General features: G+C 73.9%; 19 protein-coding genes. 12 read left to right on the top strand and 7 right to left on the bottom strand.

Going from position 1 to position 21,829, the window contains the following annotated elements:
- Positions 1 to 114: 114 nt before the first annotated feature.
- A complete protein-coding gene (locus tag ACFQ6N_RS03000; protein ID WP_380646464.1) occupies positions 115 to 765 on the bottom strand; it encodes an ATP-binding protein in 651 nt (216 codons plus the stop codon).
- 230 nt (positions 766 to 995) lie between these two features.
- On the opposite strand from ACFQ6N_RS03000, the gene ACFQ6N_RS02995 reads away from it, so the two are divergent.
- The 11 genes from ACFQ6N_RS02995 to ACFQ6N_RS02945 all read left to right on the top strand — a co-directional run bounded on the left by ACFQ6N_RS02995 (position 996) and on the right by ACFQ6N_RS02945 (position 13,539).
- Positions 996 to 1,823, top strand: coding sequence for a hypothetical protein (locus tag ACFQ6N_RS02995; protein WP_380646462.1), 828 nt, complete (start codon positions 996 to 998; stop codon positions 1,821 to 1,823).
- 188 nt (positions 1,824 to 2,011) lie between these two features.
- Positions 2,012 to 2,761 (top strand): YcnI family protein, encoded by a 750-nt coding sequence (locus tag ACFQ6N_RS02990; protein ID WP_380646460.1) that lies wholly within the window; start codon positions 2,012 to 2,014, stop codon positions 2,759 to 2,761.
- Positions 2,762 to 2,835: 74 nt separating this feature from the next.
- Positions 2,836 to 3,504 carry an SCO family protein gene (locus ACFQ6N_RS02985; RefSeq protein WP_380646458.1) on the top strand — a complete coding sequence of 223 codons (669 nt, stop codon included), beginning with the start codon at positions 2,836 to 2,838 and terminating at the stop codon, positions 3,502 to 3,504.
- The gene (locus ACFQ6N_RS02980) at positions 3,501 to 4,037 is read left to right on the top strand and encodes a copper chaperone PCu(A)C (protein WP_380646457.1); all 537 of its coding nucleotides are present in this window, start codon (positions 3,501 to 3,503) and stop codon (positions 4,035 to 4,037) included. The genes ACFQ6N_RS02985 and ACFQ6N_RS02980 overlap by 4 nt, the downstream gene beginning before the upstream one ends.
- A gap of 13 nt (positions 4,038 to 4,050) precedes the next feature.
- Complete coding sequence (locus ACFQ6N_RS02975; RefSeq protein WP_380646455.1) at positions 4,051 to 6,069, top strand: FixH family protein; 2,019 nt, start codon at positions 4,051 to 4,053, stop codon at positions 6,067 to 6,069.
- Between the two features lie 14 nt (positions 6,070 to 6,083).
- The gene (efeB, locus tag ACFQ6N_RS02970; RefSeq protein WP_380646623.1) at positions 6,084 to 7,421 is read left to right on the top strand and encodes an iron uptake transporter deferrochelatase/peroxidase subunit; all 1,338 of its coding nucleotides are present in this window, start codon (positions 6,084 to 6,086) and stop codon (positions 7,419 to 7,421) included.
- Positions 7,422 to 7,654: 233 nt separating this feature from the next.
- Positions 7,655 to 8,590, top strand: coding sequence for a prephenate dehydratase (gene pheA / locus ACFQ6N_RS02965; RefSeq protein WP_380646453.1), 936 nt, complete (start codon positions 7,655 to 7,657; stop codon positions 8,588 to 8,590).
- A 508-nt stretch (positions 8,591 to 9,098) separates the two neighbouring features.
- The gene (serS, locus tag ACFQ6N_RS02960) at positions 9,099 to 10,373 is read left to right on the top strand and encodes a serine--tRNA ligase (protein WP_380646452.1); all 1,275 of its coding nucleotides are present in this window, start codon (positions 9,099 to 9,101) and stop codon (positions 10,371 to 10,373) included.
- Between the two features lie 91 nt (positions 10,374 to 10,464).
- A complete protein-coding gene (locus ACFQ6N_RS02955; RefSeq protein ID WP_380646450.1) occupies positions 10,465 to 11,322 on the top strand; it encodes an HAD family hydrolase in 858 nt (285 codons plus the stop codon).
- 180 nt (positions 11,323 to 11,502) lie between these two features.
- Entirely contained in the window at positions 11,503 to 12,234 is a 732-nt protein-coding gene (locus tag ACFQ6N_RS02950; RefSeq protein WP_380646449.1) for a FadR/GntR family transcriptional regulator, read from the top strand.
- A gap of 63 nt (positions 12,235 to 12,297) precedes the next feature.
- Positions 12,298 to 13,539, top strand: a complete 1,242-nt coding sequence (locus tag ACFQ6N_RS02945; RefSeq protein WP_380646448.1) for a CynX/NimT family MFS transporter — start codon at positions 12,298 to 12,300, stop codon at positions 13,537 to 13,539.
- Positions 13,540 to 13,665: 126 nt separating this feature from the next.
- Here ACFQ6N_RS02945 and ACFQ6N_RS02940 read toward each other — a convergent pair whose 3' ends face one another.
- The 6 genes from ACFQ6N_RS02940 to ACFQ6N_RS02915 form a co-directional block, all read right to left on the bottom strand.
- Positions 13,666 to 14,382 carry an ABC transporter permease gene (locus ACFQ6N_RS02940; RefSeq protein ID WP_380646447.1) on the bottom strand — a complete coding sequence of 239 codons (717 nt, stop codon included), beginning with the start codon at positions 14,380 to 14,382 and terminating at the stop codon, positions 13,666 to 13,668.
- Between the two features lie 115 nt (positions 14,383 to 14,497).
- Complete coding sequence (locus ACFQ6N_RS02935) at positions 14,498 to 15,415, bottom strand: ABC transporter ATP-binding protein (RefSeq protein ID WP_380646446.1); 918 nt, start codon at positions 15,413 to 15,415, stop codon at positions 14,498 to 14,500.
- Positions 15,416 to 15,424: 9 nt separating this feature from the next.
- Positions 15,425 to 16,324, bottom strand: a complete 900-nt coding sequence (locus ACFQ6N_RS02930; protein WP_380646444.1) for an ABC transporter permease — start codon at positions 16,322 to 16,324, stop codon at positions 15,425 to 15,427.
- Complete coding sequence (locus tag ACFQ6N_RS02925; protein ID WP_380646442.1) at positions 16,308 to 17,390, bottom strand: ABC transporter ATP-binding protein; 1,083 nt, start codon at positions 17,388 to 17,390, stop codon at positions 16,308 to 16,310. Before ACFQ6N_RS02925 ends, ACFQ6N_RS02930 begins: the two co-directional genes overlap by 17 nt.
- A 180-nt stretch (positions 17,391 to 17,570) precedes the next feature.
- Positions 17,571 to 18,167 carry a hypothetical protein gene (locus ACFQ6N_RS02920; RefSeq protein WP_380646439.1) on the bottom strand — a complete coding sequence of 199 codons (597 nt, stop codon included), beginning with the start codon at positions 18,165 to 18,167 and terminating at the stop codon, positions 17,571 to 17,573.
- Between the two features lie 122 nt (positions 18,168 to 18,289).
- Positions 18,290 to 19,177: an LLM class flavin-dependent oxidoreductase gene (locus tag ACFQ6N_RS02915; protein ID WP_380646438.1), complete on the bottom strand. Its 888-nt coding sequence runs from the start codon at positions 19,175 to 19,177 to the stop codon at positions 18,290 to 18,292.
- Between the two features lie 286 nt (positions 19,178 to 19,463).
- Here ACFQ6N_RS02915 and ACFQ6N_RS02910 point away from each other — a divergent pair.
- Positions 19,464 to 21,829, top strand: a 2,366-nt coding sequence (locus ACFQ6N_RS02910; RefSeq protein WP_380646437.1) for a protease pro-enzyme activation domain-containing protein, incomplete at its 3' end; no start/stop codon positions are given.

Here is a 21,829-nt window from a genome sequence, read left to right as displayed (position 1 = left end):
CGCCCACCCTCCTCGTCCTCCGCCGCCGCAAGGCCGCCACGCAGGGCAGACCCCCCCCCGAGCCCCGGGGAGGCGCGGGCCCCCGGCCCGCGCCTCCTCTCGTCTCCCGGCCCCTCAGGAGGCCGCCCGCAGCAGTGCGTCGTCCTGCCACTTGAGGATCTTGTCGAAGCTCACGATCGCCCCCCGCAGGGGGTGGTTGCGCAGCTGCACGTGGTCGGTGAGGGCGTGGATGAGGAAGAGGCCCCGGCCGGACTCGGCGGTGAGGTCGGGGAGGGTGTCCAGGTCCACCGGGCGGAGCGTGGGAGCCGTGGGGCGGCACGGGAGGACGTGGGTGTCGTACGGGTGGCCGTCGCGGCGGGGGCGGTGGCCGGTGAGCACCCGGGCCGGGACGGTGGCCCGGCCCCGGCGGGAGCGGCCCGGCCCCCGGCCGGTGGCCGCCGGACGGACCGGGGCCTGGGCCTGGGTCGCCGCGGCGGCGCGGCGGGCCGCCGGCGCGGTCGGCCCGGGGAGGCCGGGGCCGGAGTCGGTGACCTCGATCCGCAGCCGGTCGCCGCTGATCGAGGCGGTGACCTGGAAGCCGTCGTCGGGCCGCCCGGTGGCGCCGTGCTCGACGGCGTTGGCGCAGGCCTCGCTGAGGGCGATGCCCAGGTCGTCGGCGATCTGCGGGTCGACGCCCGCCGTCGCCATGGCACCGAGCAGGATGCGCCGGGCCAGCGGGACGCTGGCCGGGTCGCGCTTGAGGTGCAGAGTCCACCAGATGTCCACGGGAGGTCCCTCCTGGCTGCGGCTCCACATACAACTAGGTATCTCCGGGCGATTCGGCGGTGAACCGTGCCCGGGGGCCGCTACCGCCCGTTCGGCGGATGGACTGGGGGACGGGGTCTGTGCCGGGCGGCGCACCCCCGGGCCCGCACGCCGCCGCCGAAAGGGGCATTCGTAGGGATTTCCCACCCTGCCCGTGTCGGCGGCGTACGCAATGAGAGGATGTCCCGGCCATGACTGCCCTCGCTGCCGCCCCGTCCCCGGGCGCCCCCGGACCGGCCCAGCCGGTGGGGGCCGCCGCCTGGGACCTGCGGCTTGCCCGGGCCGTCCCGTTCGCACTGGTCTGCACGCTGATAGCGGCGGCCGGGCACGCCCTGGCCGGTGGCGGGAACGTTGCGCCGACCGCGCTGGCGACGGGCTTCGCCGCGGTGCTGGTGCTCGCGGTGGCGTGCGGGGGCCGGGAGCGTTCGCTGGCGGCCATCGCCGGGGCGCTGGGCGCCGGGCAGCTCGGACTGCACTGCCTCTTCCACGGCTTCGGCGGCCACGGCTCCGACGCGATGGCCGGCATGCACCACGGCGGCTCCGGTCCGCTGACCGTGCCGCAGGTGGCCGGCCGGCTGATCTGCAACGAGGCCCGCCCGGGCACGCTGGCCGGCCTGCCCGGCAACCCGTCCCCGGAGCAGCTGGTCACCTCGGCCGGCCTGGACCCGCACGCGTTCGCCGCCGCGCCCTGGTGGCAGGGCGGCGTGTTCGGCATGACGCCGTCGATGCTGGCCGGGCACCTGGCCGCCGCGCTGGTGGCGGGCTGGTGGCTGCGGCGCGGCGAGGCGGCGCTGTGGCGCCTGCTGCGGGTGGCCGCGTCGGCGGCCCGGGAGCACTGGGCGGCGCCGCTGCGGTCGGTGTTCGTGCTGGTGGCCGCGCTGCTGCGCGGTCTGTCCGGTGCGGCGGGCCCGGTCCGCCGGTTCGGCGCCCGGGCCGGGGAGCATCCGCTGCCGGCGGGTGCGGCGCTGCGGCACAGCGTGGTGCGGCGCGGGCCGCCGTGCGGGGTCCTGGCGTACTGATCCGCGTTCCTGGCGGCCTTCGCGGGCCGTTCCGGACGCCGGTGTGCGCACCGTCCGGGCCGTTCCCGACCGTCGGGCCGGCCCCGTGGCTCTGCCCCCACACGTCCCCTCGCGCGGCCCCCGAGGCGCGGCTCCGTCCGCCGCCCGGTCCCGGTCCGTCGCCGAGCTCCGATCGGAGACCCCGCATCATGCGTTCCCTTCCCACCCGCCGTCTCGCCGCCGTCGCCCTGACCGCCGCCGCCTCCGTGGTGGCGCTGGCCGGCCCCGCCTTCGCGCACGTCACCGTGAACCCGGGCGCCGCCGCCCAGGGCGGCTACACGGCCGTCGACTTCCGGGTGCCGAACGAGAGCGACACCGCGAGCACGGTGAAGCTGGAGGTCAACCTCCCGCTGGACCACCCGCTGGCCTCGGTCCGGACCCTGCCGCTGCCGGGCTGGACCGCCGCGGTCGAGAAGGCGAAGCTCGACAAGCCGATCAAGGTGCACGGCAACGACGTCAACGAGGCCGTCTCCAAGATCACCTGGACCGCCGACGCCGGCACCAAGATCGCCCCCGGCCAGTTCCAGGAGTTCCGGGTCTCGCTCGGCCCGCTGCCGACCGACTCGGACAGCCTCGTCTTCAAGACCCTCCAGACCTACGACAACGGCGACGTCGTCCGCTGGATCGACGAGTCCAAGGACGGCCAGCCCGAGCCGGCCAAGCCCGCACCCGTCCTGAAGCTCACCAAGGCCGCCGCCGGCGACGACCACGGCGTCTCCGCCTCCCCGGCCGCGGGCGCCCACGGCGACAGCTCGGACCACGCGGCCGCCTCGGACGGCGGCGCCAAGGCCAGTGACTCGACCGCCCGGACCCTCGGCGTGGTCGGCATCGTGGTCGGCGTGATCGGTACCGCCGTCGGCGTGCTCGGCCTGCGCCGCAAGAACGGCTCCGCTTCCTGACCCCCGCGCCGGCGGGGCCGTACCGGCCCGGTACGGCCCCGCCGGCGGACCACCGCGCACGATCGGATCCCGCAATGTCCCGCACCACCCGCACCACCCGCCTGGCCGGCGCGGCCGCCCTCGCGCTGGCCGCCGCCCTGACGCTGTCCGCCTGCGGCTCCTCCGGCGGTGACTCCTCCCCCGCGAAGGTCACCAAGCAGAAGGAGAACACCCCGTACCAGGGCACCAAGCTGGCCAAGAACTTCGAGAAGCCGGACCTCCAGCTGACCGACACCTCGGGGCAGCCGTACGACCTGCGGCAGCAGACCAACGGCAAGGCCACCCTGCTGTTCTTCGGCTACACCAGCTGCCCGGACGTCTGCCCGACCACCATGGGCGACATCGGGGTCGCGATGAAGGCGCTGCCCGCCGAGGAGCGGCAGAAGATCAACGTCGTCTTCGTCTCCACCGACCCGCAGCGCGACACCCCGAAGGTGCTGCGCACCTGGCTGGACTCGATGGGCAGCGACTTCATAGGCCTCACCGGCGACCTGGCCAAGGTGAAGACGGCCGCCAGGTCGCTCGGCATCATGATCGAGGACCCGGTGGTCAACGCGGACGGCACCGTCACCTCGACCCACGGCGCCCAGGTGCTGGCCTTCCTCCCCTCGGACGACAAGGCGCACGTGCTCTACATGAGCGGCACCGAGGAGAAGACCTACGAGCACGACCTGCCGCTGCTCGCCAAGGGGGTCGCGGCGTGACGACGGCGACGACGGAGGCCGCGAGCGGGACCGCCGCGACCGCGACCGGCACCCGCCGCTTCCGGCGGACCGCCCTCACCGGCGCGGTACTGGCCACGGTCCTCGGCGGCGGCGCCATCCTGGCCGCCTGCGGGACGGGCGGCCAGGACGGCGCCGCCGCGGGGCCGGCCAGGCTCAGCGTCGCCGACTCCTACATCCCGCTGCCCCCGGCCGGCGGCATGGCGGCCGGCTACCTGACCGTCCGCAACGACGGCGGGCAGGACGAGCTGGTCAAGGTGAGCAGCCCGGGCGCGGAGTCGGTCACCATGCACCGCTCGACCCCGTCGAGCATGGAGCAGGTCGGGAGCCTGGACGTGCCCGCGCACGGCGCGCTGCAGTTCGCCCGCGGCGGCACCCACCTGATGATCATGGGCTGGCAGAAGGCCCCCGTGCTCGGCGACGAGCTGGAGCTCGACCTCACGTTCGCGAAGTCCGGCACCATCTCGGTCAAGGTGCCGGTCAAGGAGCTCACCTACCGCCCCGGCCAGAGTTAAGGGGATCGCCACCATGCAGTCGGCCGGCCTGGAGAAGGCCTCCCACCGCAGGATCGCCGGGGTGCTCGGAGTACTCGGCGCGCTGCTCGCGCTGATGCTCGCGGGCGCCGGCCCGGCCTCCGCGCACGCCACCCTGGATTCCACCGACCCCCGGCAGAACTCGGTGGTCGCCACCGCCCCGCAGGAGGTCACCCTGACCTTCAGCGAGTCCGTCTCGCTCTCCTCGGACTCCGTCCGGGTGCTCGACCCGGCCGGCAAGGCCGTGGACACCGGCAACCCCGGACACGCCGACGGCAAGGGCAACACCGCCCGGGTCGGCCTGAAGGGCGGGCTCGCCAACGGCACCTACACGGTGGCCTGGCGGGCCGTCTCGGACGACTCGCACCCGGTCGGCGGGGCGTTCACCTTCTCCATCGGCACGCCCTCGGACACCTCGGTGTCGGCCACCGCGCTGCAGGGCGCCAAGGCCGACGGCCTGGTCGCCGCCCTCTACGGCACCGGGCGCACCGTCGCGTACGCGGCGTTCGCGCTGCTCGCCGGCGTGGCCGCCTTCGTCCTGGTCTGCTGGCCGGCCGGCACCACCCGGCGCCCGGTGCAGCGGCTGCTGATGACCGGCTGGACGGCCCTGCTGGTCTCCACCGTCGCGGTGCTGATGCTGCGCGGCCCGTACGAGCGCGGCACCGGCGTCGGACAGGCCTTCGACCTGTCCCTGGTGCGCGCCACGCTGGACGAACGGATCGGCACCGCGCTGGCCGCCCGACTGCTGCTGCTCGCCGCCGCCGGGGTGTTCCTGTCACTGCTGGTCGGCCAGCTCGGACAGCCGCCGCGACCGCTCCCCGCGAAGCCCGCCGGGGACCCGGCCCGCGACGACGCCGACGACGCCGAGGCCGCGGAGGCCGCCGAGCTGCGCGCGCTGGAGCAGCGGGTCGCCGAACGGCCGCAGCGGGAGGCCCGGCTGGGCCTCGGCGTGGCCGGGCTGGTGCTGGCGGTCGCCCTCTCGGCGACCTGGGTCGGCGCCGACCACGCCTCGGTGGGCATCCAGGTCTGGCTGGCACTGCCGCTCGGCATCCTGCACCTGATCGCGATGGCGCTGTGGCTGGGCGGGCTGGCCGCGCTGCTGGTCGCGCTGCGCGAGGGCGTCGGCGCCGAGGTGGTGGACCGCTTCTCCCGGATCGCCTTCGCCTCGGTGGCCGTGCTGGCCGCGACCGGCGTCTACCAGTCCTGGCGGGGCGTCGGCAGCTGGGGCGCGCTGACCGGCACCTCGTACGGGCGGCTGCTGCTGGTGAAGACCGGCTGCGTGGCCGTCATGGTGGGGGTCGCCTGGATCTCCCGGTCCTGGCTGGCCCGGCTGCGGTCGGCCCCGGCCGAGGCGGCCGAGGTCGAGCGGGCCGAGGTGCCGGAGCCGGCCGCCGTGGCGGCGCAGGGCGAGGACCCGGTCCGGCAGGCGCAGCTGGCCCGGCAGGACGCCGCCCGGGCGAGCGCCGGACGCGCGCGCGGGCTGACCCCGACCCGGGCCGGGCTGCGCCGCTCGGTACTGGTCGAGGCGCTGGTCGCGGTGGCGGTGCTGGTGGTCACCACGATGCTCACCAACTCCCCGCCCGGACGGGTCGCGGGCGAGGTCACCGCAGGGGCCGCCGCGGCACCGGCCGGCGTCGGGGCCGCCCCGGCCCCGCAGACCGAGCCGGGCCGCACCGTCGAGCTCAGGCTCCCGTACGACACCAAGGGCCGGACGCCGAACGCCAAGGGCACCGCGACCGTCACCCTCAACCCGGCCAGGACCGGGCCGAACGAGGTGAAGCTCGCGCTGGACGGCGCGGACGGACAGCCCGTGGACGTCCCCGAGGTGCAGCTCGCCTTCACCCTGCCGGACCGCGACCTCGGACCGCTGCCGGTCGCGCTCACCCCGGAGGGCACCGGCCGCTGGAGCGGCACGGCGCAGCTGCCGCTGGCGGGCACCTGGGTGGTGTCGGTGCAGATCCGCTCCTCCGACATCGACCAGACCACCCCGACCCAGCAGTTCAAGATCGGGTGACGGCGATGGACGACATGACGACGGACCGGACGACGGACCCGACGGCGGCGGACGCCACGGCGGCGGAGCAGGCCGGCCCGGACGGGCCGGGCACCCGGGCCGACCGGGCCGGCTTCACCCGGCGGGCGCTGCTCGGCACCGCCGGCGCCGGGCTGCTGGCGGGCGCCGGCGCGGGCGTCGCCGGGGCGGTCGCCCTGGACCGGGCCGCCGGCCCGGACCGCGCCGCCGGCCCGACGGCGGGCGGCGCGCTCGGGGCGGCCCGGGTGCCGTTCCGCGGCGGGCACCAGGCCGGGATCCTCGAACCGCAGCAGGCCCGGATCCAGCTGGCCGCCTTCGACCTGGCCGAAGGCGCCGGCCGGGACGGGCTGCGCGGCCTGCTGCGGCGCTGGACCAGGGCGGCCGAGCGGCTGACCGCCGGGGAGCCGGCCGAGGAGTTCGACAACCAGGTCGCCCTGGACGCCGGGCCCTGCTCGCTCACCCTGACCCTCGGCTTCGGCGCCACGCTGTTCGACCGGGCCGGGCTCGCCGACCGCCGGCCGCCCGGGCTCGAACCGCTCCCCGCCTTCCCCGGCGACGCCCTCGACCCCGCCCGCGGCGACGGCGACCTGTTCGTCCAGATCGGCGCCGACGACGCGCTGGTGGCGGTGCACGCCCTGCGGGTGCTGCAGCGGCTGGCGGCCGGCACGGCGGCGCTGCGCTGGCAGTCGGCCGGCTTCGCCCGGACCCCCGGCGCCGCCGCCCGGCCGGTCACCGGCCGCAACCTGATGGGCCAGGTCGACGGCACCAACAACCCGAAGCCGGACGAGGACGGCTTCGCCGCCAAGGTGTTCTGCGCTGCCGGCGGTGACCGCCCGGCCTGGCAGGCCGACGGCTCGTACCTGGTGTTCCGCCGGATCCGGATGCTGCTGGACAACTGGGAGGCGCTCCCGGTGGACCGGCAGGAGCGGGTGATCGGACGGCGCAAGGCGGACGGCGCCCCGCTCGGCGCGCCCGCCGGGGCCGGTGAGCACTCCCCCGTCGACCTGTCCGCGCAGGGCCCGGACGGCGCGCTCGCGATCCCCGCCGACGCGCACATCCGGGTCGCCGCCCCGGCGGCCAACGGCGGGGCGGCCATGCTGCGGCGCGGCTTCTCGTACCACGACGGGCTGCTGCCGGACGGATCGCCGGACGCCGGGCTGCTCTTCCTCGCCTTCCAGGCCGACCCGCGCACGGGCTTCACCCCGGTGCAGCGCAAGCTCTCCCGGGGCGACGGGCTCTCCCGCTTCCTGCGGCACGAGGCGAGCGGGCTGTACGCGCTGCCCCCGGCCGCGCCGGCCGGCGGCTACCTCGGGCAGCAGCTGCTGGAGGGGTAGGCGCGCCCGGGCGGGCCCGGCCCGCCCGGGTCCGCCGGGCCCGTACCACGGCCGGTCCCGGCCAGTGGAACGCTTTCCTGCCGGACACCCGGAATCGTTATGGTGACTGCTTCGGCACCACCCGTCCCACGCACCGCCCGCACCACCCGCACCACCCGCACCGCCCGCACCGCCCGCACCACGCAACGCCCGCACCGCCCGTTCCAGGCAGCACCGAGTCCCACGGAGGCGTCATGTCGGCCAACCGCTACACCTACCTCGGCCCGGCCGGCACCTTCACCGAGGCCGCGCTGCACACCCTGCCCGAGGCGGCGACCCGGGAGCTGGTGCCGCTGTCCTCGGTGGCGCTGGCGCTGGACGCGGTGCGCGCCAAGGAGGCCGCCGGGGCGTTCGTGCCGATCGAGAACTCGGTGGAGGGCGCGGTCACCGCGACCAACGACGAGCTGGCCGCCGGCACCCCGCTGATGATCTACCGCGAGGTGCTGCTGCCGATCTCCTTCGCGCTGCTGGTGCGGCCGGGCACCGAGCTGTCCGACGTCAAGACGGTGACCAGCCACCCGGTGGCCCAGCCGCAGGTGCGCCGCTGGCTGGCGGCCAACCTGCCGGACGCGGCCTGGGAGTCGGCCGCCTCCAACGCGGACGGCGCCCGGCTGGTCGCCGAGGGCCGCTACGACGGCGCGTTCGCGGGCGAGTTCGCGGCGCCGATCTACGGGCTGGACCCGCTGGTCAGGGACATCGCGGACGCGAAGAGCGCGGCCACCCGGTTCGTCCTGGTGGGCCGGCCGGGCCGGGTCTCCTCACCGACCGGCGCGGACAAGACCTCGATGGTGGTCTGGCTGCCGGACGACCACCCGGGCGCGCTGCTGGAGCTGCTGCAGGAGTTCGCGGTGCGCGGGGTCAACCTGATGCGGATCGAGTCCCGGCCGACCGGCGAGGGGCTGGGCAACTACTGCTTCCTGATCGACTGCGAGGGCCACCTGTCCGAGCGCCGGGTGAGCGAGGCGATGATGGGGCTCAAGCGGATCTGCCCGCAGGTGCGGTACCTCGGCTCCTATCCGCGGGCCGACCGCCAGGTGTCCACCCACCGGCGCCCCGGGACCTCGGACGAGGATTTCAGCTCGGCGGCGGACTGGCTCTCCCGCGCACTCGACGGGCGCGGGGACATCTGAGCGACTCCTGTTGTCTTTCTGACCTTTTCCGACTGTTTTCGACCGGCCTGCCCGGGCGGGGCGGGCGACCCCACCCGTCGTCCACAGGGGCGGCCGGCGCCCGGGGCCGCTGTCCACAGGCCCCTCCGCTGTCCACAGCCGCGAGTTATCCACAGGCCTGGGGACGAGTCGACAAACCGGTATAGCCATTGCCCAGAACTGGTCGGACCATCGGTTTGCGTCGCAGAGATGACTAATCGGACCAGAGTCACCCGGTTGCCAGCAAATCACCCGTCTGAGTGCTTCAATTCCCTCACTTGAGAAGGTCCATTGAGGTTTGAAACCTCAATTCTCCGACCCGACCGCGCGGAGGGTGATCCTCCCCTTTGATCCACAGGTCCGGGCCCCGGCCTGTGGATAACCTGTCCCCGGCCGGTTCCCCACAGAAGTTATCCACAGGATCGGGGGAGTTATCCCCAAGGGAAAACCGGTACCGGTGGAGGAACGCCCGCCCGGTACGCTTGGCCCTGTGATTGACCTTCGCCTGCTCCGTGAGGACCCTGACCGAGTGCGCGCCTCGCAGCGCGTCCGTGGCGAGGACGTCGACCTGGTCGACGCCCTCCTCTCCGCCGACGAACGGCGCCGGTCCTCGGGCAGCCGCTTCGACGAACTGCGCAACGAGCAGCGGGTGCTCGGGAAGCAGGTCGCCCAGGCCAAGGGCGAGGAGAAGACCGCCCTGCTGCAGCGCACCAAGGAGCTGGCCGCCGAGGTCAAGGCCGCGGACGCCGAGCAGGGCGCGGCCAAGGAGGAGGCGGACCGCCTGCTCCGCTCCCTGGCGAACCTCATCGACCCGGCCGCCCCGGTCGGCGGCGAGGAGGACTTCGTCACGCTGGAGGAGATCGGCACCCCGCGCGACTTCGCCGCCGAGGGCTTCGAGCCCCGCGACCACGTCGAGCTCGGCCAGATCCTGGGCGCGATCGACACCGAGCGCGGCGCCAAGGTGGCCGGCTCGCGCTCCTACTACCTGACCGGCGTCGGCGCGCTGCTGGAGCTCGCCCTGGTCAACATGGCGATCGCCCAGGCCACCGCGGCCGGCTTCACCCCGATGATCACCCCGACCCTGGTCCGCCCGGCCGCCATGGACGGCACCGGCTTCCTCGGCCAGGCCGCCGAGAACGTGTACCACCTCGCCGAGGACGACCGGTACCTCGTCGGCACCAGCGAGGTCCCGCTCGCGGCGTACCACATGGACGAGATCCTCGACGCCGACAAGCTGCCGCTGCGCTACGCCGGCTACTCGTCCTGCTTCCGCCGCGAGGCCGGCACCTACGGCAAGGACACCCGCGGCATCATCCGCGTCCACCAGTTCGAGAAGGTGGAGATGTTCGTCTACACCACTCCCGAGGACGCCGAGAACGAGCACCGCCGCCTGCTCCAGTGGGAGAAGGACTTCCTCAACGCGCTGGAGCTGCCGTACCGGGTGATCGACGTCGCCTCCGGCGACCTCGGCGCCTCGGCCGCGCGCAAGTTCGACATCGAGGCCTGGATCCCCACCCAGGGCAAGTACCGCGAGGTCACCTCGACCTCCAACACCACCGAGTACCAGGCCCGCCGGCTGTCGATCCGGATGCGCGAGGAGGGCAAGACCCGCCCGCTCGCCACCCTGAACGGCACCCTGGTCGCCATCCCGCGCACCATCGTGGCGATCCTGGAGAACCACCAGCAGGCCGACGGCTCGGTCGCCGTGCCCGAGGCGCTGCGTCCGTTCCTCGGCGGGCGGACGGTCCTGGAGCCGGTCAAGTAGTCCGGCCCACGGCAACCGCACCACCGCGCAGCACCCCGCAGCACCGAGCACCACCACGCACCACCCGCAACTCCCGGGAGACGACCGGCCCATGAGCACCACCAGCCCCAGCCCCGTCTCCCCGGAAGGCACCCGGAACGGTGGCGACCTGCCCTACCGGCTGATCGCCACCGACCTCGACGGCACCCTGCTGACCAGCGGGGAGACCGTCTCCGAGCGCACCCGCGCCGCCCTGGCCACGGCCACCGGCGCGGGCGCGCTGCACATCATCGTCACCGGCCGCTCGGCCGTCTGGGCCCGCCCGGTGTTCGACGAGATCGGCTACACCGGGATAGCCGTCTGCGGCCAGGGCGCCCAGGTCTACGACGCCGGCGCGCACAAGCTGCTCACCTCGCTCACCCTGGACCGCCGGCTCGCCGCGCTCGCCATCGAGCAGATCGAGGCCGAGACCGGCCCGCTGGCCATCGCCGCCAACCAGGACGGCCTGGACGGCCAGGTCCTGGCCGGCCCCGGCTACGAGCTGCTGATCGGCTCCGACCTGCCCGTCGTCCGGGTCGACCGCGACGGGCTGTTCGGCTCCCCGCTCAGCAAGCTCTACATCCAGCACCACGCCCTGACCGACGACGCCCTCGCCGAGGCCGCCCGCCGCGCCGCCGGGAACCTGGTCGGCGTCGTGATGGCCGGCCCGGGCGTGGTCGAGCTGCTCCCGCTGGGCCTGTCCAAGGCCACCGGGCTCGCCGTCGCCGCCCGCCGCCTGGGCGTGCGCGCCGCCGACACCATCGCCTTCGGCGACATGCCCAACGACGTCCCGATGTTCGGCTGGGCCGCGTACGGCGTCGCCATGGCCAACGCCCACGAGGAACTCCTCGCCGTCGCCGACGCCGTCACCGCCGGCAACGACGAGGACGGCGTGGCCGCCGTCCTGGAACGCCTCTACCCGGCCCACTGACCCGGCGCGCCCCGAACCGGCCCCGCCGCCCGGCCGCGGCGGTGCGACACGGCGGTGCGACACGGCGGTGGTCGGACGTTCACGGACCGTTCCCCCTCCAGTTGTAGGATGACCGGGCAAGCGGTTGTAGGATGACCGACGACCGGTGCGGACACGTGCGCTGACGAAGGGAGACCCGGCATGACCAACGACGGCAGCAGCCTCCAGGCGGCCGGGCGGCGCTCCCTCGTGGACACCGCCATCGACCAGCTGCGCGAGCAGCTGGCCGGCGGGGCGTGGCCGGTGGGATCGCAGATCCCCACCGAGCACGAACTGGCCGAGCGGCTCCAGGTCGGGCGCAACACCGTGCGGGAGGCCATCCGGGTGCTGGTGCACGCCGGAATGCTGGTCTCCCGGCAGGGCGAGGGCACCTTCGTCCGCTCCACCAGCGACCCGGCCTCCGTACTGCGCGGCGTCCAGCGCTCCGGCATCCGGGACGTCCTGGAGGTCCGCGCGGCGCTGGAGACCGAGGGCGCCCGGCTGGCCGCGCTGCGGCACACCCCGGAGGACGTCCGGCGGATGCGGGCCGCGCTGGCCCGCGAGGCCGAGGTGTTCGCGTCCCACCCCGAACGGGCGAGCCGCGAGGCCACCGTCGAGCACGACCTGGAGTTCCACACCGCCGTCGTCGAGGCCGCGCACAACCCGGCCCTGGCCGAGGTGTACCGCTACTTCGGCGCCTCCGTCCGCGAGGCGATGACCTCCGCCTTCGGCGACCACGACATGCCCGAGGCCGTCGTGGCCACCCACGAGGCACTGGTCGACGCGATCGAGAGCGGTGACCCGGACCGGGCCGAGGCGGCGTGTCGTGCGCTGCTCGCCGGCCCCACCGCGGCCGTCGAGCAGCTGCTCGCGGCCATCGCGGCCCGGAAGTAGGACGGCGCGAGCCTCCTCCTGCCCGCCCGCATCCACGCACATCCTGGAAAGAACAGCACACCCATGGCCGTCACCCGTGCCCAGCAGCCGGTTGTCACCACTCCTGCCCCGCTCCCCGTCCGCACCCGGCTGGCCCATCCGCTCCTGCTGCTGACCGGCATCGTGCTGGTCGCGCTGAACATGCGCGCCTGCCTCGCCGCGGTCTCCCCGATGGTCGGCGAGATCCAACGGACCTTCGGCCTGTCCGCCACCGCGAGCGGACTGATCACCACCGTGCCGGTGCTGTTCCAGGGCGTCGGCGCCCCGCTCACCCCCCGGCTCACCCGCCGGTTCGGCGCCGAACGGGTGGTGCTGGGCGCGGTGCTGGTGCTCGGCGCCGGCGTGCTGCTGCGGGTACTGCCCTCGGTGGCGGCGCTGTACGCGGGCTGCGTGGTGATCGGCGTGGCCATCGCGGTGCTGAACGTGTCGATGCCCGGCCTCGTCAAGCGCGAGTTCCCGGACCGCGCGGCCACCATGACCGGCGTCTACTCGACCACCATGCTGGTCGGCGCGACCCTGGCCGCCGGGACCTCCGTCCCGCTGGAGCACGTGCTCGGCGGCGGCTGGCGGGCCTCGCTCGGCGCCTGGTCGCTGCTCGCGCTGGTCGCGGCGGTGGCCTGGCTGCCGCAGGTGCTGCGCAGCCGCCAGGAGCGCGGCGCGGCGGCCGCCGCGGCGGCGGCGCCGGCCAAGCCGATCGAGGGCATCTGGAAGTCCCCGCTGGCCTGGCAGATCAGCCTCTTCATGGGCATCTCGTCGCTGCTGGTCTACACCCTGGTGGCCTGGATGCCGACCATCCTGGCCGACCACGGCATGGACCGCGGCCAGGCCGGACTGGTCTTCGCCTTCTCCAACCTGGTGCAGGTCGCCGGCGCCTTCCTGGTGCCGCTGATGGCCGGCCGGATGACCAGCCAGCGCGGCCTGGCGGTCACCATGGCCGCCCTGAACGGGCTCGGCATCGCGATGCTGCTGGTCGCGCCGGTCTCCGCCGCCTGGGTGTCGGCGACCATCCTCGGCGTGGCCCAGGGCGGTTCGCTGGGCCTGGGGCTGGCGTTCATCGTGCTGCGCACCGGCAGCGCGGCCGGCGCCGCCCAGCTGGGCGGCATGTCGCAGGCGATCGGCTACCTGGTCGCGGCGGCCGGCCCGGTCGGCGCCGGCGCACTGCACCAGCTCACCGGCGGCTGGGAGATCACCCTGGTGCTGATGCTGGCGCTGGTGCTGGTGGTCGGCGCGGCCGGCTGGGGCGCGGGCCGCAACCGCACGCTCTGAGACGCGCGGAACGGCGCTCCGGCCCACCGTCGGGTGGACCGGAGCGCCGTTCGGTTTTCCGCCCCGAAGCTCACGCCCCGGATCTCGCTCCCCGAAGCTCACTCCCCGAAGCTCACGCCCCGGGTCTCACTCCTCGCCGGCGAGGGTCAGCCCGGCCAGCTTCACCGAGGCCAGCACCGTCGCCCCGACGGTGACCGCCAGCAGCAGCGGCACGGCCGCCCCGAGCGAGACGTCGGCGACGATCGCGGCGTTCCCGGCGACCGCCTCGGCCACCGAGCGGCCCCACTGCTGGATGCTCAGCGTCCGGGCGCCCTCCACGTAGTTGCCGACCAGCGCCTCCCAGATCAGGGCGTACCCCAGCCCGGCCACCACCGCGTGCCGGGTGACGACGCCCAGCAGCAGGAACAGCGCGCTGTACGCGACTCCGGCGACCAGCACCGCCACGGTGTAGCCGAGCACCAGGCCGTCCCGGGTGCCGAACAGCAGCAGTCCGGACAGCAGCGTCGGGACCACCGAGAACAGCCAGGTGACGCCGATCGCGACGACCAGCTTGGTGGTGACGATCCGCCACCGCGGCAGCGGCTTGGCGAGCAGGTAGACGATCGAGCCGTCGTCGATCTCGGTGGCGATGACCCCGGTGCCGACGACCAGGCCCAGGATCGGGACCAGGGTGCCGAGGCCGAGATCGCCGAGGATCCGGACGGTCAGGCCGTGCGGGTCGGCGCTCGACCCGCTCGCGATGGCGGAGACGATCAGCAGCAGCGCGGGGACCACCAGCAGCAACAGGCCGCGGCGGCGGCCCAGCAGCCCGCGCAGGGTCAGCCTGGCGACGGTGGGGTTCATGGTCGGTCGGCCCCTTCCTGGGTCCGGTAGGCCTGGTTTCGGTGGGCCTGGTTTCGGTGGGCCTGGTTTCGGTCGGCCTGGTTTCGGTCGGCCTGGGCTTCGCCGGTCGGCGGCATCACGCGGAGACCAGGTACGAGAAGACGCTCTCCAGCGACTCGTCGGCCGGGGAGACGGTGTACAGCCGGATGCCGGCCTCCCGGGCGACCCTGGGCAGCAGGGTGGTGAAGCCCTGGAAGTTGACCGCCTCGATCCGCAGCGCCCGGTCCCGCTCGTCCACCTCGATGCCGCTGGTGGAGCCGTCCGCGATCAGCGCGGCGGCGAGCCGGCGGTCGTCGCTGGAGCGCACCAGGTAGCGGTGCGGGCGGTCGGTCATCAGCCGCCGGATCTTGCGGAAGTCGCCGGAGGCCGCGTGCCGTCCGGCCACCACGACCTCGATGTGCCGGGCCAGTTGCTCGACCTCCTCCAGGATGTGGGAGGAGAACAGCACCGTCCGGCCGTCCTCGCCGAAGCGGCGCAGCAGGTCCATCAGCTGGAGCCGCTGGCGCGGGTCCATGCCGTTGAAGGGCTCGTCCAGCAGCAGCGCGGCCGGATCGTGGACGAGGGCGGAGGCCATCTTGACCCGCTGCTTCATGCCCTTGGAGTACGTCCCGGTGCGGCGGTCCTTGGCGTACGCCATCTCCACCAGGTCGAGGGCGCGGCGGGCGGCGGCGCCCGGCTGGGGCAGGCCGTGCAGTTCGGCGTTGGCGAGGACGAACTCCCAACCGGTCAGGTAGTCGTACATCGACTCCCGCTCGGGGACCAGGCCGATCTGCCGGTACACCTGCTGGTTGCGCCAGATCGGCACGCCGTCCAGGGTGACCGAGCCGCTGGAGGGCGACAGGAAACCGCTCATCATGTGGATGAGGGTGGACTTGCCCGCGCCGTTCGGCCCCAGCAGGCCGGTGATGCCGGGGCCGATCGTCATGGTGATGTCGTTGACCGCGACCACGTTCCCGAACCAGCGGGAGACCTTGTCGATGCTGATGGTGGCCATGCCGCCCTCTCAAACGTTCCGGTAGCGGCGCAGCAGCAGCCGGTACGAGCCGGCCACCATCGCCACGGCCACGAGTGCGAACACCAGCACGCCGAGGCCGCCCGGCGCGTGCCGCCGGTCCAGGCCGAGGCCGAGGTCGAACAGCTCGTTGACCAGGGACTCCACCAGGTCGGTGGGCGAGATCAGCGACGTCCACTGGGCCGTGTCGGAGCCGGTCGTGCTCGGGTTGCTGATCTCGACCGCGACGGTGGCCACCGCGGCGCTGATCGCCAGGTAGCCCATGATGGCGGCGACCCCGAAGCCCCGGCGCGGGGTGGTGGCGGCGATCACCAGCGCCACCGAGGTCGGCACCAGCGCGTACAGCACGGCTGCCGCCAGGCCGTACAGGAAGTGCCCGGTGTTGTACGAGAAGTCCATCCCGCCGAGCAGCGCGCCGACGTACAGCACCAGCAACGGGGCCGCCATCAGCAGCAGTTGGGCGCAGACCATGGCGGCGAACTTGGCCCGGACGTAGTCGGTCCGGGTGATCGGGCGGGAGAAGTAGAGCGGGACGGTCTGGTAGCGGAGGTCCCGGGAGAGCAGCACCGGCGCCTGCGAGGCGAGGAACACCGAGACCACCAGGCTCAGGCTGGAGAGGTAGCCCGCGTACTCGACCGGCAGCTGGTCCCGCTTCATGGTGATCGCGATCGCCACGATGACGAAGGCGGGCACGGTGACCACGCCCAGCACCAGCATCGGCAGCACCTTGGACTTGCCGGAGCGGCCGAGGCCGTAGGTGGCGCGCAGGCTCTGGGTGAAGAGCGAGCGGGTGGCGTAGCCGCGACCGAGCCGGGGTCCGGTGTAGCCGCGGTAGCCGATGTCGTGGATGACGCCGGTGTCGGCGGGCCTGGTCTCAGGAGGCAGGGCCATCGTCCGAACCTCCCCTGCTGTCCTGGGTGTCCTGGGTGTCCTGGTGTTCCGGGGTGTCCCGGCCGTCGGCGGCCCGGTCGTCCCGGCCCTCCGTGAAGAGCTCCGCGACCCGGTGCCGGCGCTGTTCCAGCCTGACCAGGCCGAGGCCGAGTCCGGCGACGGTGTCCCGGATGGTGTCGTACGTCGACTCGTCGGCCAGCCGGACCAGCAGCAGGTGCGAGCTCTCGGACTGGACGTCGAGGCCGGCCGCGGCGAGGCGCTCGCGCACGGCCGCGCCCGGTCCGTGGTCACGACCGGAGCCTGAGCCCGGGCCTGAGCCGGCGCCGGGGCCGGGGCCGTCGGCGTGGTCGTCCGGGTGGTCGGTGACCTCGACCGCGAGCACCGCCGTCGCCTCGGTGAAGGAGGCGGTGGAGGAGGAGCGCAGCAGCTTGCCGCCGTCGATGACGACGAGGTGGTCGCAGGTGCGCTCCAACTCGCCGAGCAGGTGCGTGGTGACCAGCACCGAGATGCCGAAGTCGGTGTGCACCCGGCGGATCAGCCCCAGCATCTCGTCCCGGCCGGCCGGGTCGAGGCCGTTGGTCGGCTCGTCCAGCAGCACCAGCTTCGGGTCGTGCACCAGGGCCTGGGCGAGCTTGACCCGCTGCTTCATGCCGGTCGAGTACCCGCCCATCGGCCGGTACCGCTCCTCGTAGAGGCCGACGTGCCGCAGCGTGTCCGCGGTGCGCTCACGGGCGGCGGTGGCGGGCAGGCCCGCCATCCGCGCCATGTGCACCACGAACTCGGTGGCCGAGACGTCGGGTGGCAGGCAGTCGTGCTCGGGCATGTAGCCGACCCGCTCGCGGATCGCCGAACCCTCGGTGGCGATGTCGAGGCCGAGGACCTCGCCGCGGCCGGACGTCGCCGGGGCGAGCCCGAGCAGGATCTTGATCAGCGTGGACTTGCCCGCCCCGTTGGAACCGACCAGCCCTACCACCCCGGGCCGCACCTCGACGGTGAGCTGGTCGAGGGCGGTGACCCGGGGGAACCTCTTGGTGAGGCCGTCCGTCTTGATGACAGCAGTGGACACGCCCCACAACGTAACGGTCCCGCGCGGTACGGGTCATGAGCTGGAATGACGAGCCCGTCTGCTGCTGGGGTATGACACCGGGGCCGATCTCCCCTAAGGGTCGACGGAGATCGGCCCCGGGAAGCGGAACCCCGGCACCCGCCCGGGAGCACGCGTCAGGACGGCGTGTCGGAGCACCCGTCAGGAGTGCGCGCGCTCCCACAGTTCGGTGACCTTGCCGGAGGCGTCGATCGCCACCTTGTAGTCGCCGGCCGAGCACGGGTACGAGCCCTTCTCGTTGTGCGGCGTGGCGATGCACTCGTTGATGTGCTTCACCAGGTCGGCCAGGTTGACGTCCTTCGGCGGGGCGAGCACCGACCTGAGGTGGCCCTTGGCCGTCGGCGCGAACGCGGCGGTCTTGTCGGCGCCGACCGGCTCGAAGCCGACGTCGTCGACGCCGCAGGCGTCCTTGGTGTCCTTGTACACCAGGGCGGCCGCGGTGGTGCCCTTCGCCGGGTAGACCCACTTCTGCCCGGCCGGCAGCGGCTCGTGGGTGCAGAAGCCCTCGGCCCCACCGGAAGCACCCGGCGTACCGGCCGGAGCGGGCTTCCCGGTGCCGGCCGGGGAGGCGGCGGTCGGGGCCGGAGCGGCGCCCGAGGGGGCGGCGGACGCGGTGGCCGCGGTGGTCGCCCCGCCTCCCGCGCCCTGGTCCGACGAGTCGTCCGGGCCGCAGCCCGTCAGGCCGAACGCGGCGGCGGCGACCAGAGCGGTGGCGAGCAGTCTCCTGGAAACAGGCATGGCGAAGGAACCCCCGTGGTGATGCATGATCAGATCGATGGTGCGGCGGTCAGACTAGCGCCTCCCACCGACGCCCCCGCCCGGGCACCCGAACCGTCGGGCGCCCCGGCGGGGAGGCACCGTCAACCCAGCTGGGCGAGGCCCTCGGTGGCGATCCGCTCGAACACGGCGAGGTCGTTCGCGAAGATCGAGTCCGGCACCGGCCAGTGGACGACCAACTCGGTGATCCCCAGCTCCCGGTAGGTGCCCGCCCAGTCGACGAAGGCGTCCAGCGACTGGAGCGGCTTCTCCGCCGTGGAGCCCTGGAGCAGCACCTTCTCCAGCTCGGCCACGTCCCGGCCCTTCGCCTCGCAGGCCGCCGTCAGCTTGCCGATCTGCTGCGCGATCACCGCGGGAGCCTGCTCCACCGGCACGTCCGCCGGCCCCTTCGGGTCCCCGTACGTCACCCAGCCCTGCCCGTACTCGGCGGCCAGCCGCAGCCCGCGCGGCCCGGTCGCGGCGACGTAGAACGGCACCCGGGGCGTCTGCACGCAGCCGGGGATGTTCCGGGCCTCGACCGCCGAGTAGTAGGTGCCCTCGCGCGTGGTGGCGTCGTTCCTCAGCAGCTCGTCCAGCAGCGGCAGGAACTCCCCGAACCGGTCCGCCCGCTCCTTCGGCGACCACGCCTCCTGGCCCATCGCCGTCGCGTCGAACCCCGTCCCCCCGGCCCCGATCCCCAGCGTCAGCCGCCCGCCGGACACGTCGTCCAGCGTGACCAGTTCCTTCGCCAGCGTCACCGGGTGACGGAAGTTCGGCGAGGTGACCAGCGTCCCCAGCCGCAGCCGCTCGGTCGCGGTGGCGGCGGCCGTCAGGGTCGGGACCGACCCGAACCACGGCTCGTCCCGGAACGACCGCCACGACAGGTGGTCGTACGTGTACGCGGCATGGAAACCGAGTTCCTCGGCCCGCTGCCAGATCTTCTGCCCCTCGCTCCACCGGTGGATGGGGAGGATCACGGTACTCAGTCGCATGCCCCGACCCTACGCGCGCGACCCGGCGGGGCCCCGGACCGCCCGCCGGACGACAGGCCCGGGGGCGGTGTGGCGGGCGGTCAGATCGTGTGCCGATGACCCGGTCCGGGGTTGCCGGGAGGTGTCGGGTGGGTGGGGTGGAGGGAGCGGGGCGGGGGTGCTCCGGGGCGGCGGGGGGCGTGGGGCGGGTATTCCGTTGCGGAGGTGTCCCTCCCTCCTGATAGAACTCCGGTCGGACTCTCGTTCGAGAGTCCATCGGATTCATCATTTTTTGGGGGGAGCGCGGATGTCTCATCCGACGCCACACGCCCGGCCGCTGTCGACAGCGAAGCCGCTGTCGCGCGCGGCCGCCCTGGCCATAGCCACCTCGGCGCTGGTCACCTTCGCCGGCCTTCCGGTCGCCCACGCCGACGCGCCGACGACGCAGCGGGTCGGCACCGTGCCGGCCGTGCCGAGCGACGCCGCCAAGACCGCCGCTCCGGCGGACGACACCCCGGTGCAGCTGAGCGTGCACCTGAAGTCCCGTGACGAGGCCGGTGCGAACGCGCTGGCCTCGGCGGTGAGCGACAAGTCCTCGCCGCTGTACCACCACTTCCTGAAGACCGGTGAGTTCGCCCAGCGCTTCGGCGCGGACCGGGCCACCGTCGCCAAGGTCGCCCAGGCGCTCTCGGCGCAGGGCCTGAAGCCCGGGGCGCTCGAGGCCGACGGCCTGACCATCCCGGTCTCCACCACCGTCTCCCAGGCCAAGCAGGCCTTCGACGTGGACCTGGCCGGGTACCGGACGTCCGACGGCCGGACCGGCTTCCTGAACACCAACGCCCCCGCCGTGCGTTCCGACGTGGCCGGTGCGATCACCGCCGTCGTCGGTCTGAACACGCTGGCCCAGGCGCACAGCAACCACGTGGTCGGGGCCACCGGCCAGGCCGCCCCGCTCACCACCCCGGTGCCCAACGGGATGCCGATGAACTACCCCACGCTCTGCGCGGGCGTGGCCGCGCAGTTCCCGGGCAAGCACGACGCCCGTGACTACTTCAGCGCCAACGAGCTCTCCATGGCGTACGGGCTGAACGGCATGACCGACGCCGGCGCCGGCACCACGGTCGCCGTCTTCGCGCTGGAGGACTACTCGGACGCCGCCCTGGCGAGCTTCCAGTCCTGCTACGGCACCAACGCCTCGGTGCAGCGGGTCAAGGTCAACGCGGGCGTCCAGGCCGCGCCGACCAACACCGGCGTGGGCGTCGAGACGGCGCTGGACATCGACACCGTCATCGGTCTCGCGCCGAGCGCGAACGTGCTGGTCTACCAGGGCCCGGACGCCGCGAAGGCCACCCAGACGGACATCCAGAACACCTACCGCCGGATCGTCACCGACAACGTCGCCCAGGTGGTCACCACCAGCTGGGGCGTCTGCGACCAGGTGATGGCCACCAGCGACCTCCAGGCCGAGACCGACATCTTCCGGCAGGCCGCGCTCCAGGGCCAGACCGTGCTGGCGGCCTCCGGTGACGACGGGTCGAGCGGCTGCAACTACCTGAAGAACGCCGGCGCGCCGACCAGCGTCACCAACCTGCTGAGCACCTCCGACCCGGCCAGCCAGCCGTTCGTCGTCGGTGTCGGCGGCACCACCCTGACCAACACCACCGGCACCATCTCCGAGACGGTGTGGAACAGCCACGGCGGCGCGAGCGGCGGCGGCGTCTCCCGCTGGGCCTTCAACGGCGGCGCCTTCCAGGCCGGCTTCACCGGCCCGGGCTACACCACCACCAACTGCGGCGCGGCGGCCGGCTCGGCCTGCCGCCAGGTCCCGGACGTGGCCGCCAACGCCGACCCGTCGACCGGCTACATGGTCGCGACCGGCGCCGGCTACTGGATGATCATCGGCGGCACCAGCGGCTCCGCTCCGCTCTGGGCCGCCATGCTGGCGCACCAGAACGGCCCGGGCAGCTGCTCCGACCGGGTCGGCTGGATCACCCCGGCGCTCTACCAGGCGGCGCGCACCGGCACCAGCCCGCTGCGTGACGTCACCTCCGGCAACAACGACATCGGCATCCAGGGCGGCCTGTACCAGGCCGCGCCCGGCTACGACATGGCCACCGGCCTGGGCACCCCGAGCGCCGACAAGGTGCTGGGCATGGTCTGCCCGCCCGCCGCCGGCACCAACCGGACCATCGAGGTCGCGGAGAACGGCCAGCTGCACGAGGTCTACACCGACGGCAGCGGCTGGCACGACGGCATCGTCCCGGGCGTCACCGGCGTCAGCGCGCTGAGCTTCACCTACAACTCCTCCGGGGCGCGGGTGATCGAGGCGATCGAGAACGGCGAGCTGCACGAGATCTACACCGACGCCAGCGGCTGGCACGACGGCGTCATCCCCGGCCTGTCCGGCATCACGGCGATGAGCTTCAGCTACAGCCCCTCGGGCGCGCGCGTCATCGAGGCCATCAAGGGCGGCGAGCTGCACGAGGTGTACAGCGCGGCCGACGGCTGGCACGACGGCGTCATCCCGGGCCTGTCCGGCATCACGGCGCTCAGCTTCAGCTACAACGCCGCCGGCGACCGCGTCATCGAGGCCATCAAGGGCGGCGAGCTGCACGAGGTGTACAGCGCGGCCGACGGCTGGCACGACGGCGTCATCCCGGGCCTGTCCGGCAT

It is taken from the genome of Kitasatospora sp. NPDC056446 (assembly GCF_042796115.1).
GTDB lineage: Bacteria > Actinomycetota > Actinomycetes > Streptomycetales > Streptomycetaceae > Kitasatospora.
This window is presented reverse-complemented; position numbering and strand designations above follow the sequence as displayed.